Origin of the sequence: Desulfitobacterium dehalogenans ATCC 51507 (assembly GCF_000243155.2) — a bacterium.
Classification (GTDB): Bacteria; Bacillota; Desulfitobacteriia; order Desulfitobacteriales; family Desulfitobacteriaceae; genus Desulfitobacterium; species Desulfitobacterium dehalogenans.
In genome coordinates this window covers 2,016,631-2,029,731 of record NC_018017.1, presented here as the reverse complement: position 1 = coordinate 2,029,731, position 13,101 = coordinate 2,016,631, and the positions used below count along the sequence as shown (strand labels likewise).

11 protein-coding genes are annotated in these 13,101 nt (G+C 50.3%); all 11 read right to left on the bottom strand.

Annotated features, from left to right (window positions below):
- Window positions 1-74 precede the first annotated feature (74 nt).
- Entirely contained in the window at window positions 75-743 is a 669-nt protein-coding gene (locus DESDE_RS09735; protein WP_014793872.1) for a response regulator, read from the bottom strand.
- A complete protein-coding gene (locus DESDE_RS09730) occupies window positions 740-1,438 on the bottom strand; it encodes a sensor histidine kinase (RefSeq protein ID WP_014793871.1) in 699 nt (232 codons plus the stop codon). The genes DESDE_RS09735 and DESDE_RS09730 overlap by 4 nt, the downstream gene beginning before the upstream one ends.
- Window positions 1,439-1,684: 246 nt before the next feature.
- Window positions 1,685-2,881 carry an NrfD/PsrC family molybdoenzyme membrane anchor subunit gene (nrfD, locus tag DESDE_RS09725; RefSeq protein WP_014793870.1) on the bottom strand — a complete coding sequence of 399 codons (1,197 nt, stop codon included), beginning with the start codon at window positions 2,879-2,881 and terminating at the stop codon, window positions 1,685-1,687.
- A gap of 17 nt (window positions 2,882-2,898) precedes the next feature.
- The gene (locus DESDE_RS09720; protein ID WP_014793869.1) at window positions 2,899-3,516 is read right to left on the bottom strand and encodes a 4Fe-4S dicluster domain-containing protein; all 618 of its coding nucleotides are present in this window, start codon (window positions 3,514-3,516) and stop codon (window positions 2,899-2,901) included.
- On the bottom strand, window positions 3,516-6,542 hold the full coding sequence (locus DESDE_RS09715) for a molybdopterin-dependent oxidoreductase (RefSeq protein WP_014793868.1): 3,027 nt from the start codon (window positions 6,540-6,542) through the stop codon (window positions 3,516-3,518). Before DESDE_RS09715 ends, DESDE_RS09720 begins: the two co-directional genes overlap by 1 nt.
- 123 nt (window positions 6,543-6,665) lie before the next feature.
- Complete coding sequence (locus DESDE_RS09710; RefSeq protein WP_014793867.1) at window positions 6,666-7,307, bottom strand: response regulator; 642 nt, start codon at window positions 7,305-7,307, stop codon at window positions 6,666-6,668.
- Window positions 7,307-8,458, bottom strand: a complete 1,152-nt coding sequence (locus DESDE_RS09705; protein ID WP_014793866.1) for a GAF domain-containing sensor histidine kinase — start codon at window positions 8,456-8,458, stop codon at window positions 7,307-7,309. The genes DESDE_RS09710 and DESDE_RS09705 overlap by 1 nt, the downstream gene beginning before the upstream one ends.
- 287 nt (window positions 8,459-8,745) lie before the next feature.
- Entirely contained in the window at window positions 8,746-8,880 is a 135-nt protein-coding gene (locus DESDE_RS22755; protein WP_014793865.1) for a hypothetical protein, read from the bottom strand.
- Between the two features lie 128 nt (window positions 8,881-9,008).
- Window positions 9,009-10,262 (bottom strand): glutamate-5-semialdehyde dehydrogenase, encoded by a 1,254-nt coding sequence (locus tag DESDE_RS09700; protein ID WP_014793864.1) that lies wholly within the window; start codon window positions 10,260-10,262, stop codon window positions 9,009-9,011.
- 850 nt (window positions 10,263-11,112) lie between these two features.
- Complete coding sequence (gene proB / locus DESDE_RS09695; RefSeq protein ID WP_014793863.1) at window positions 11,113-12,222, bottom strand: glutamate 5-kinase; 1,110 nt, start codon at window positions 12,220-12,222, stop codon at window positions 11,113-11,115.
- Window positions 12,219-13,022: a pyrroline-5-carboxylate reductase gene (gene proC / locus DESDE_RS09690; protein ID WP_041917249.1), complete on the bottom strand. Its 804-nt coding sequence runs from the start codon at window positions 13,020-13,022 to the stop codon at window positions 12,219-12,221. Before proC ends, proB begins: the two co-directional genes overlap by 4 nt.
- Window positions 13,023-13,101 lie beyond the last annotated feature (79 nt).

Genomic DNA, 13,101 nt, shown 5'->3' with positions numbered 1-13,101 from the left:
AAGAAGGAAGCTATAAATCCAGGAAAACACGTCTCTTTTACAGCTGTTTTTTTCCGGTATGCGTGTACGGGTTTTTACGGAATTTCACGATCGGGACGGTTCGGAAAAATCTGGTGCTCAATGGCGTATTCCACCAGTTCAAAACGGTTATTGATTTGCAGTTTATTCATGATGCGCATCCGGTAGGTCTCGATGGTGCGCACCGAAAGATAGAGAAGCTCGGCGATTTCCTTGTAGGTATAACCCCGCGCCAGATATCCCAGCACCTCCCGCTCGCGTTTAGAAAGCTGGACTGCGGAAGAAGCGGATTGCTGTTGTTTGAGGTTTTTGTGGCTCTGGGCCAGAAGTTGGACTCCAGGGGGCCGGAGGAACATCTCCCCGGCGAGTACCCGCTCGATGGCATTGAGCAAATCAGCGTCCGCCGCCGATTTATGGACATAACCATGTCCGCCGGCTTCGAGAAAAGGCAGAAGGTAATCCTTCTCATCGTGCATGGTCAGCGCCAGAATACGCAAATCGGGCAAAAGTCCGATGAGCTCAGCCGTTACCTCTACTCCATTCATATCGGGTAAGGTGATATCCAAAAGCAGCAGATCAGGCTTTAATTGACTGACTGCGGCAATGGTATCCGCCCCGGTTGCCGCCTCCCCACAGATGACATACCCGTACTTCTCCAGAAGCAAGCACAGGGAGTGGCGCAGGATGTTATGATCATCGCTTAAAAACAAGCTGGCTTTCGTCATTGAGCGTCTCCTTTCTCTGACAGCGGAAGCTCAACAATCAGCTGAGTTCCCTGGCCGATTCCACTTAGGATACGCAGGCTGCCGCCCAAAAGCATGGCCCGTTCCCGCATCCCGCTCAGGCCAAGCCCATTCCGTTTATTATCTGTATTCATACCACAGCCGTCGTCGCGGATCGAGAGGATCAGCTTACCGTTATAGGCATTTAAATGAATCACCACATTGTTGGCCTTGGCATGGCGAAGGATATTGGTTAACCCCTCCTGGACGATCCGGTATGCCGCCAATTCGATCCGTTCGCTGATCACCAGTCTTTCCCGGGGCAGGCGGCAGGCAATGTCGATGTCGGCGTGCTCCATCAAGCCTTCGGCATACCACTCGATAGCCGCAACCAGACCGAGATTCTCCAGGACAACAGGCCGCAGGTTTTGCGCGAGACGGCGTACATTCCCCAACATATCGGTAACGGTCGTACGCAAAAAATTCAGCCCATCCGCCGCTTCCGCCGACATTTCTTCCATTTGCAGGGCTTTGATTTGCAGCAATAAGGAAGTAAGGGATTGCCCGACCTCATCATGGAGTTCCCGGGAAATCCGGCGATATTCAGCTTCCCGCGCGCTCTCCAATAAAGTCAGGGCGTTTTTCAGCGCGGCGATCTGTTCCTCTTGGGCAGGGATGCGTCCATTTGATTCCGCCATACGTACCTCTTATGTTCTAAGAATTGCTTTATCAATTCTAGCATATTGCTTTATCTCAATAAAAGCGTGTCCTCCGTACAAGGTTGTCCGTAAATTTACGTACATATGAATCGGTCCCAAATTCGTACGCGCTTACGAATTTGGGACCGATTCATATACCAAAAGGCAATTACAGACGACTTACTTGAAATCGCCTGCAATTGCCTCGATATGATAAAAACTTGCTTTATTCAGAATGAAAACATTCTAGGCTTGCCCGGCTTTGCCCGAGAAGCTATCCGCAGCCCTGCCGGCTCCCTTGCCGGATCTCAACCCCAAATTCAGCTTATCCAGCCCAATTATCACTAGCAGGGCGCCCAGGGAAATAATGCCCACGGCTACGCCGAGTTCGACCAGAGATGGCAAATAGACCCCTTCTCCGCCGCCGTATCCGGGGGGTCCCGCATAAGTGATCAACGGATTCAAAAGCTGCGCCTGCAAGAGGTTGTATTTGATCATGAAGATGGCAAAGATTGAGACTGCCGATCCTGCGGCCAGCACACCCGGCTTTTTGCTGAGCAACAGTACCAGCCCGGCCACAATGGCGATCAGCTCTACCCAAAAGAAGGGTGCGCCCTCTCCCTTTACCAGCCAGTGAATGATCTCCGCTTCTTCCCCGCTGCCGACATACAGCCCAATAGCTGCTTCCCCGAGGACGATGAAGAGTTCGAAGAAAAGAAAGACGGCTGCCAGTTTGCCAAGCTTACTGAGCTTCTCCTGACTTATGTCGATGTAGCCGCTTTTATTCAGGACGGTAAAGATAATGATTAGGAGTGCCAGCGCAGCGACCAGGGCCGCTGCCAGAAAGGATACCGGCTCCGCCGGGTTGTTCCACAAAGGTCTCGCTACCTGCAGGGCAAAAACAAAAGAGGTGACCATGACGAAGAGCCCGGCGATAAAGGATACGACCGCGATCCCTTTTAATGATTTTTCTTCTTTCCGTCCCGCGTGTACCGCCATAAGCTGACGGGTAAAGAAAATACCAAGGATCACATAGGTACCCAGGATCACGGTATCCCAGAACATGGGGGAAGCAATATTGGCGCTGGTGATGATATGCCAGGCCCGTTCCGGGTTGCCGATGTCCACGATGATAAAGAGCCCGGCGGCTACCACGCTGCCGATCGCTCCCACAAAAGCGGCGATCCGGGTATAGGGCTTGTATTCCGCCATGGCCGGAAAAAGATAGGCTGAGGAAGCGAAGATCAAGGAGCCGGCTGCGATGCCGGTAAAGATCATGAAGCCGATAATATAAAGGCCCCAGGTGTTGTAGTTGTTCAGATGGGTAAGCTGCAGCCCTTTGGTCAGCTGCAGGAACCAGCAGACGAGGCCCACTATGGTGAGCAGGGCGAAGATGATAAACAGGGGTTGGGTAAAGATCTTGCGTTGCTCTTTTGCACTCATGTAGTTTCGCCCCTTTCCTAGGTTAAATAGAAGGTGGAGGGTTTGGTACCCTTTTCTTCGAGCAATTTGACGTAGCTGCGGCCTTGGATGGCCTTGCTTACTTCGCTGTTCGGATCATCGAGATCTCCCCAGTAGCGGGCGCGGCCCGGACAATACACCATACAGGCGGGTTTTTCTCCTTTGGCAATCCGGTGCACACAGAAGGTGCATTTTTCCACCACATTGTATTGATGGGCCGGGGCGTCAATATCTCCCACGGCGTGGTCCACATAATACTCCGGTTTGCTCCAGTTAAAGCTGCGGGCATTATAAGGGCAAGCCACCATGCACATCCGGCAACCGATGCATTTGTCATAATCCTGGATGACAATGCCGTCTTCTTTTCTTTTATACGTAGCACCTACCGGGCAGGCCTTGGTGCAGGGCGGGTTTTCACAATGCTGGCAGTTTACCGTTAAATACTGCATTTTTACATTGGGATAAGAGCCTTCCGCCGTATCGATACTTTCCCCGCCCATGGTCAGCACCCGGTTCCACCAAATATGGTTCGGCAAATTATTGGCCTGCTTGCAAGCTACGGAGCAGGTGTGACAGCCGATACAGCGCTTTAAATCAATGGCCATTCCATAACGCATCAGTGCTTCCCTCCTTTGTACAATTCCACTTCGACAAGCACATCAAAATAGGGGGAATTCGCGCAAAAACCATGGGCCTTGCTAAGGGTCAAATTCTGATAGTGCCCTTCAATGAATTGATCTCTTTGCCAGCCTTTATACATGAGGAGCGTCCCAGGCCGGATGCCGTCATTTAAAATGGCTTTTACTACTACATATCCCCGGTCATTATAAAGCTTGACAAGATCACCCTCCTGGAGACCCCGCGCTCTTGCATCCAAGGGATTCAGCTGAACACTGGGTTCTTTCTCGGAGTGTTTGGTAATCAGTTCATTCAGCCAGGGAACGCCCAATCCCCACTGGGTATGCGTCCGAAAACGGCTGTGGCCCTGAATCAAAGAAAGGGGGTATTTTTCCTTAAGGGGATTATCTGCAAATACTTCTGTAGCCGGTTCCCAATAGGGAAGGCGTTCTTTCACCAAATCCACTTCCTGCCCATAAAAACCGCCGATGGGATAGGGACGTTCCAGATAGAATTGCGCGCGGCCATGGGCCGTGGGAAAGACACCGTTTTCACCATGAATATAATTGTCCCCAGGTAAAACCCGCAGGGCCTTCTCCTTCATTAAATTGTCCCAAGTGACATTCTCAGGAACACCTAGAGCCCTCATGGATTGGGGAGCGCCAAACACGAATTCTTTTACAAATTCATCTCCGGTCTTATTAAAATATTTTTCATATCCCATACCGCGTCCCAGGAGAGCAATGATATCCCAATCGGTTTTACTCTCATACAGGGGTTCGATGGCCTTCTCAGACAGCAGCATATAGGGATGTTGGGTAACCGTCGTGAGAATGTCGGACATCTCGAACCAATGGCAAACCGGAAGCACGATATCTGCGTACATGGCGGTATCCGACATGGTCATGTCGGCGACCACAACCAGCTCCAACTGTTCAAAGGCTTCAAGCCAGGCGTTGCGATCCGGCCAATTACCGATCATGTTACCGCAGCTGACGTAGAGGCTTTTCACATCCACGGGGATATCTCCATATTTTTTGTTTTTTATGGTATCCGGTCCAACAATACTATTGATTACCGGAGATTTGGTGGCGATTCCATCAGGGGCTGCGGCTCCATAGTTAAGAAACAGGGCCGCATTGCCAGGATTCCCGGCAAAGGCGCCTTTTTTGCCGGCATTGCCGGTAAGGATGGCCAGAGTGGTGATGGCAAAAACCGCCTGATGGCCATTGGTATAATGGTCGGGGCCATAGCCGTTATAAATAATCGAAGGCCCTTGGGTTGCATAAATCCGGGTAATTTCCCGAATCATAGCTTCATCGACACCGCAAGCCTTCACGGCGTCAGCCAGTGTGTAGGCTGCAATGGCTTTTTTAAGCTTGGCGTAGGCTGTCTCAACCTTAACGGCTATCTTAACGCCGTCTTTCAACAGTTCGATATGATCGGCACCCTCCACCACAGGATCGGAAATACTCTGAGGCGAGGCAAAATTCCCGTCGGCGTCACGAACCAGGATGGTATCTTCTTCTCCCTCCTGCAAAGGACGGAAATGGGATGTACGTAAAAATAAACCATCCAAATCCTTATCTTCCGACTCGATCACCCAAAAGGGTCCGACACTGGATTTCTTCACAAAATCCCAATCCACCCAATCCTCTTCGATGACCAAATTGATCATCGCCATGGCCAGGATACCGTCCGTTGCCGGGTTGACGGGCACAAAATGTTTCGCTTTTGATGCGGTAATCGTATAGTTCGGATCAATGACGATCATCGTCGCCCCATTATCGATGGCTTCAGCAAAAAAGTGCCAGCTCTGGATCTGAGCTTCCGCCGGGTTAGACCCCCAGACGATAATACTCCGGGCATTTTTAATATCTTTGGTTTCATTGCCGCAATTGAAAGGGCCTAAACCAAATACAGTAAAGGCTGTATAAGCATAGGCCGCGTCTACATTGTGCGCAAATGAAGAAGCGTTCATTAAGTTCATCAGAGGCTGGTAGCTGTACCATGAGTTGATGCCAAAGCAACCGGACAAACTGGCAAAGGAAACCGCACTGTCCCCGTATTGGCTGCGAATGGCTTTCCATTTGGTACAGATTTCATTAATAGCTTCATCCCATGATATTTCTTCCCACTGACCTTCACCCCGTTTGCCTGCGCGCCTCATTGGCTTTTTCAAACGATCCGGATCATAAACCCGTTGGACATGAGTCAGCCCTTTTAAACAAGCACGGCTGTACTCGGGGTCAGGAAATTCTCTCATTTCTGTTTTCACTAATTTTCCGTTGCGGACGGTGGCATTCAAATGGCAGCCGGAAAAACAATTACTGCGGCAGCTTACTGCGTAAACCTTTTCTTCCGGATTTTCACTGGCTTGGGCCGTGACAGGGCTTAACATATTGGTCAGCCCTCCCGGCACGGATGTGGTAACGCCAACCACTGCCGCGGCCGCGGCCGTACCTTTTAAGAAACTTCTTCTGCCAAACTTACTTCCCAATAGGCCTCCATCATCTTTTTCTTCCAGCTCTTTCTTTTCGATCAATTTGGCTACCTCCTCTTCTTGCATGGCTTCACACTTCTTTACAGCATTCAGCAATCGGGAGGAGAGTTTTGTAATACGGGACCCTGACAGTGCGCTATATAAGGCTGACAGCAATTCAGTATCCGCATTCTCTTTAATCACAATCCCATTGGCTCCGGCCTTGGCTACATTGCTTGCGTGGTAAGCCGTATGTTCGGATAACAGGGCAATGATCAAAAGCCCCGGGTGCTTTTGCCTCATCATCTCGAACAAATGCCGGTACTGGCTCTGATAAGCCATGACATCCACCATCACGATATCCACAGTTTCATCCACGCCCTTCAGCAGTTCCTCCGGCTCTGCTATAACAGATACGGCAATCCCCGCATCCTGCAGCAAGCGCATAAAAGCTTCCTGCAGCCAGGGATGGGACACAACCAAAGTGATATGGGAAGACTCTGCAGTTTCTTCCAGTTGCGGCGGCAGCTGTTTTGTAGCCAATGGGTTCTCCTCCTTTTGCCTGCACCCTGATTGTACGGGAAGGCATGTGAAATGTCTGTCAAGAAAAGGTAAGATCATAATAACCAAAAATCCGCGATATCCTGTGGAGATTTCCTCTACACATTAATCCAGGCGGTGCCTGGCCACATATTCCACCCACTGGGAACGGCTTTCCAAATTCAGCTTATTGGCGATGCGGTTGCGGTAAGTATCAATGGTGCTGGGAGATAAGAACAGTTTTTTGGCGATCTCCGCACTGGTGCAGCCGGCCGCTACCAGCACCAGCACCTGGCGCTCCCGCATGGAAAGCACTTCCGGGTCCACATCCCCTTCCCGGGGGCGGACGTACTGGCGGTTGGCCAGCACCTGCACTCCGGTTGGCCCGAGATAAATTTCTCCGGCTATGACCCGTTCAATAGCCTGCAGCAGTTCCAGATCGGCTGTGGATTTATGCAGGTAGCCGTTGCCGCCTGCCGCTAAAAACTGCAGCAGGTATTCTTCCTCCACATGCATGGTCAGGGCAATGATCTTAATTCCTTCATATTGACAGCGAATTTGCCGGGTGGCTTCCAGTCCATCCATATCCGGCAGTGTGATATCCATCAGAATAATATCCGGCTGGAGCTGCCCGGCCAGCACAACGGCTTCTTCGCCGCTGCCGGCCTCACCCACCACCGTAAGGTGCTCTTCACCTTGCAAAAGGGCAGATAAGGCCCGGCGCAGCAGAGTATGATCATCAACCAGCAAAAGACGGATCTTTTCCATTACACCTTCATTCCTCCCGGGTTCTTCATGGGAACAGCCACTGTCACCGTGGTTCCTTTGCCAATCTTGCTGTCCAGCAGGAAGGTTCCGTTCTGTTCCTTAATTCGTTCTTTCATGCCCATCAGTCCTAATCCCAAGGTATTGCTGCCCTCCAGATCAAAGCCGATGCCATCGTCATCTACCTGCAGAGTCAAAAGGTCCTCTGCCTGCTGCAGACAAATGTTCACCTTGGTTGCTTGGGCATGGCGGGATATATTGGTCAGAATCTCCAGCAGCACACGGTAGAGCAATAATTCCTGCTCTTCAGTAAGCTGCTCTAATTTAGGGGGATGATGAAAGGCGATCTCCACTTGATTGTCGGCCCGGAACTGATCCAACTGCCAATTAATCGCCGGCAGCAAACCCAGATTGTCTAAAGCCGAAGGCCGGAGGTTCATGGCAATCCGCTGCACGTCAGCCAGGGTCTCCCGCACCATAAAGAGCAAATCCTTCACATCGTCATGGATGATTTCCACATCGTTCTGGCCCTGGATCATTTTCAGCCGCAAAACGATGGTTGTCAGATCCTGCCCCACCTCGTCATGCAATTCCCGGGAGATTCGCTTTGCTTCTTCTTCTTTGGCTTTCAGCAGGGCCCGGCACATGGTTTGCAGTTCATCTTCCCGGATCTGCATCCCGCCAATCAAATGCGCGTTGAATAAACCGATGCCCAGCAGGTTTCCGATGGTATAGAGCAAATCGTCATCATCGCGTTTAAACCGGTGGCTTTCCTTCCAGGCCAGGAGCATAAAGCCGGTAACCTTATCCTGTTTCCAAATCGGAGCAAAGGCAAGGGTCGCATACCCCATGGCCATTATTTCCTGTTGACACCCTTGATCCGTGCACACCGTATCGTCCGTATAGATAGTGACCTGATTCAGGTTACTGATATACCTTCGAAGGTTTTCACTTAATCTCACCTCAGTGATTTCCTGGGGATAACAAGCTAAGGGGAGAAGTTGGTCATTGCTGTTAAACAGATAAATATAACCCTGATCGGCTGCAAAAAAAGCGATAATTTCCTGAAGGACATCCATAAAGACGTCCGCTCCGGCCTGGCTGACCACCTTATTGGTTAAAGCACGCCAAAAATCCAACTTAGATATAAACAAATGGGTGCCCCCCCTATTATAAACTTGGTTCCATTATACCCTTTAGGCCAAAAATTTCTGTAGTGAAAAACATGACACTTTTATTCTGCGCAGCTTTAAAAAATGCATGACCGACAGAGCGGGGTCAAGCAATCTGCCGGTCATGCAAAAGAGATGTTTGGGGAAGAATATTTAGTTTATAATGCGCTAAAAACGCTTGAAATCTCTCGATTCCAAGCGTTTTTCTGACTGAGTTTTCACACGCCCCTTTTAGAGCTAGAAGACAAAACTTAAGACAAGTCTTAAACTTAGAAATTAAAATGATTCTTGTACTCTTGCTCATCGGGTGAATATTCCATGTACGGAATTATATCCGGGAAGAATTCTTGCCCTTTAACATTTTTGTAGAACTCTTTAACGCTTTCCAGGATTCTCTTATCCATTTCAATTCCTCCTTAATCAATAGACAAGACACCCATACGAAACTCTAAAACTAGTATGGATGAGTCTATGTTTTATTATTTAGGGAATTGAACCCATGGTAAGAGTCTCCATGGCAATTAATGTTGATTTAAGTTACAATCTGATCTTCACCATAAATCATATATTTCATGGTGGTTAATGCTTGCAGCCCCATGGGTCCCCGGGCATGAAGCTTCTGGGTGCTGATACCGATCTCTGCTCCAAAGCCGAAGCGTCCGCCGTCGGTGAAGCGAGTGGAGGCATTGACATAAACAGCTGCAGCATCCACCTCATGCAGGAAGCGCTGTGCCGTAGTGTAATTCTCAGTGATTATGGTTTCTGAATGCCTGGTCCCATAGTGATAAATATGGTCCATCGCTTCATCCACATCTTTGACCACTTTGGCACTGATGATGAGATCCAGATACTCTGTTCCCCAATCCTCTTCCGTGGCTTTAGCGGCGTAAGGGAGAATGGCACAGGTCTTTTCACAGCCCCTTATTTCCACCCCATAATCTTGGAATTTCTCCCCCAGCAGAGGCAGAAATTCTAAAGCTACCGCTTCATCCACCAGCACGGTCTCCAAGGCGTTGCATACCCCGGGTTTTTGGGTTTTGGCATTGAAGACAATGCTGACCCCTTTAGCTAGATCGGCTTCCCGGTCTACAAAAGCATGACATACTCCGGTACCGGTCTCAATGACGGGGACTGTGGATTCTTTAACCACGGTCTGAATGAGTCCTGCACCTCCCCGCGGTATGATGACATCCACATACCCGTTCATTTTCATGAGCTGCTGAACCCATTGCCGATCCGTATTCTCCAGAAGTTGAATGCAGGCCGCCGGCATACCCTGGCTTTCCGCGGCTGCAGAGATCACCCTGCTTAAAACCTTATTGCTCTCAATGGCTTCGGAGCCTCCCCGGAGAATGACCGCATTGCCGGACTTCAGGCAGAGAGCCGCCGCATCTACCGTTACATTGGGACGGGCTTCATAGATCATCGCCACCACACCTAAGGGAACACGGGTACGCTGAATGCGCAAACCGTTGGGACGGGTCCAAAACTCCCCTTCCCCTACCGGGTCCCCTAAATTGACCACTTCTTTAAGGGAATCACTCATTTGGCGAATCCCTTCAGAGGTCAAAGCCAAACGATTAACTAAGGATTTTTTGGTTCCCTTTTGAATGGCCCCCTCCACATCCTTTTGATTGGCTTCTAAAATCTCTTGTTCATGGCTCAGCAAGGCCTCCGCCATAGCCAGAAGAGCCTTATTCTTGGCGGCGGTGCCGGTATAAGCCAGCTTACGAGCGGCATCCTTAGCTCTTTGACCGATTGTCAGCAGTTCCGGTGCAAAATCCATTCTAATCGTCTCCTTTCAATCTGAATTTAACTATTTCGTCGATAGGTTGCTTCCCAAGCTTTGTCACCCTGAAAAAGACTCACAAGCTAAATCTCCAGGATTTTGCTTTCGGCGTTCACTCCATAAGCTGCGCGGAGCAATCTAATCGCTCAAGACTTCCGCTGCGTCGGGTGCACCTGCGCCGCTAAGTAGTCTCTGTGGCATTGGCGGCTTGGGCGAAACCCTCGTCCGGGTTTCGTGCCCAAATCGCTCCTGCTCAATGGGCGGTTGGAAACGTCCTGTTTCCAACCCGACTCCGCTGCAGTCTTTTCGCGAAGATTGCTTGCCTGCTCGCTTAAATCCGTTCTCTGCCTGAAATCAAAATCCTTGGGCTGCTTTTCTGGCTTGAGCGATGCGTTGTAGAATAAGCTGCCTGACCCAGGTCGTTTTTCATTCATTTTCCGTCGGCCGGCGCCGCTTACGGCATTGTCGGCTACTCCGAAGAAAATCCCAGAAGAACACGAAAGAGAGCTTGGAAGAGACCCATCAGCGTAGCTTTACGCACAAAAGAGAACGATTTAGTGGAGGGGCGGTCGGGTTAACGAAGCTTTCTTAACGAAGCGGAGCCGCCGGTTCACATCAGGTACTACCCTGAGGTTTGGCGTAGCTGTTAAGAAAGCGAGTTGACCAGCCCCGGAGCTATTGAGTACGTGAGCTCCGATGAAGAAAGCCTCCGGTGGAGGGTTTCAGGAGCTCACGCCCGAAGGTTCGTTGTGCGTCAAGCTACCTGACCCGACCCAGGCAAGCCTCTTTATTCCCCCGCCACTACTACGGCAGCCACATCCAGCAAAAGATAAAGCGCCCTCCCCCCCTACTCGACCATCAAAGTCATATTGTCGCGATGAACGACCTCTTCACCCTCTAAATTGGGGACGATGGCCAGCATCTCTTCCGAGTGTTTGCCGCGCACTTCCTCTAACTCTTCACTGCTCAGCTCCACTAAGCCGCGGGCTACCTCTATCCCATCCGGATTGTTGATGCGTACCAGTTCTTTGCGTTCCCAGATCCCGTCGATGCCGGTAATTCCTGAGGCCAATAAGCTTTTTCCTTTGAGCAAAGCCTTTACAGCCCCTTCATCAATAAAAATGCTTCCCTCGGACAATCCTCCATAGGCAATCCAGCGTTTCTTTCCCATAATCCGATGGGCAGCAGGGATAAAATAGGTACCCAAGGGCCGTTCTCCCTGAATCAGCTTGGTGATGTCCTTCATGCGCTTGGAGTGAAGAAGGAACATTCCCATACCAAAACGGGTGGCGATTTCCGCCGCTTTTAGTTTGGTCACCATACCTCCTGTACCCATGGAGCTGCCCGCTCCTCCAGCGATAGCCATCACTTGAGTCAGATCCGCTACTTCCCGGATGAGGGCCGCACTGGGATCCAGTTTCGGATTAGCAGAATAGAGTCCATCCACATCCGTAAGAATCACCAGCAAATCCCCGTGAACCAAACCTGCCACCAGTGCAGAAAGGCGATCATTATCTCCGAAACAAAGCTCTTCTACCGCCACGGTATCATTCTCATTGATAATCGGAATTACCTGATAACGCAGTAATTGCTCTAAAGTGTTTTGAGCATTGCGATAACGGGAGGCCTCCGCCAAATCAATACGGGAGAGCAATACCTGGGCGCATACCAGGCCCCGTTCCTCTAGAGCAAGGGCATATTTCTCAATCAAAACTCCCTGACCTACGGCTGCAACTGCCTGCTTACCTGCCACATCCTTAGGTCTTGCTTTTAAGCCCAACTTTCCAACCCCGGCAGCCACTGCTCCTGAGCTGACCAGGACACATTCTACGCCAAGCTTGCGGATCTCAGCAATCACCCCGGCTATTCTATGGATAGCTTGATCATCAAGACCGCCTTCAGGATGATTTAAACTACTGCTCCCTACCTTTATGACGATTCTACGCAGGTCATTCACCCTAAATACTCCCTTTCCATTTCTTCCGCACGATTTTTGCAGGCTTTAGCTGCTCTTGCCACAAGATCTTCCAAGCCCTTTTCCCAGAAAACATTCAAGGCTTCTTGGGTGGTTCCTTTGGGTGAGGTTACTGCCACCCGCAGTTCACCAGGTGATTTTCCACTATTGGCCAGCATCTTAGCCGCCCCCATCAAGGTCTCTTTGGCTAAGTTCTCAGCCTCCTCTTTGCTAAAGCCCATATCAACCCCCGCTTTCACTAGAGCCTCCGTAAAGAGATAGAAATAGGCCGGCCCGCTTCCGCTCATGGCGATAAGCGAATTCATCTGTTCCTCGGGTATCCAGATAACCTTCCCAACCGCCCCAAAGATATCTTCCACATCCCTTTGATTTTCCTCATTGACCCTTTGCCCTTTTACCAAGCCGGTCATGGAGTGCATAACTGCGCTTGAAGTATTGGGCATAGCACGAACCATCGGACTGAGAGGCAAATGCTTTGCCAATAATTCTAAGGGAATTCCTGCCGCCACACTGATAAAAAGCTGGTTTGACCTCATATGCTTATTGACTTGGGCTAAAACCTCCACCACATCCTTAGGTTTCACTGCCAAAAGGATGATCTCGGAATCCCTGACCGCCTCTGGAAAAGAAACCGGAATGACCCCATAGTCTTCTTTCATCTGCTCCAGTTTAGCCTGGTTGGAGCGATTGGTCACGCGAATCTCATATTTTCCTGTAGTGTTCAGCCCCTTAATGATGGCTTCAGCCATGTTTCCTGCCCCGATAAACCCGATCCTTTTCATTGACATCGTCCCCTCTTTTGAGCACCCTGCGGCGCGAATGTTAGATATGAAAAAAAGGCCCTTTCATCCTTTTTCCAAG

Excerpts from the sequence above, each read along its gene's own strand:
- DESDE_RS09735 (WP_014793872.1), bottom strand. The coding sequence starts at position 743 with ATGACGAAAGCCAGCTTGTTTTTAAGCGATGATCATAACATCCTGCGC.
- DESDE_RS09730 (WP_014793871.1), bottom strand. The coding sequence starts at position 1,438 with ATGGCGGAATCAAATGGACGCATCCCTGCCCAAGAGGAACAGATCGCC.
- nrfD (WP_014793870.1), bottom strand. The coding sequence starts at position 2,881 with ATGAGTGCAAAAGAGCAACGCAAGATCTTTACCCAACCCCTGTTTATC.
- DESDE_RS09720 (WP_014793869.1), bottom strand. The coding sequence starts at position 3,516 with ATGCGTTATGGAATGGCCATTGATTTAAAGCGCTGTATCGGCTGTCAC.
- DESDE_RS09710 (WP_014793867.1), bottom strand. The coding sequence starts at position 7,307 with ATGGAAAAGATCCGTCTTTTGCTGGTTGATGATCATACTCTGCTGCGC.
- DESDE_RS22755 (WP_014793865.1), bottom strand. The coding sequence starts at position 8,880 with ATGGATAAGAGAATCCTGGAAAGCGTTAAAGAGTTCTACAAAAATGTT.
- DESDE_RS09700 (WP_014793864.1), bottom strand. The coding sequence starts at position 10,262 with ATGGATTTTGCACCGGAACTGCTGACAATCGGTCAAAGAGCTAAGGAT.
- proC (WP_041917249.1), bottom strand. The coding sequence starts at position 13,022 with ATGAAAAGGATCGGGTTTATCGGGGCAGGAAACATGGCTGAAGCCATC.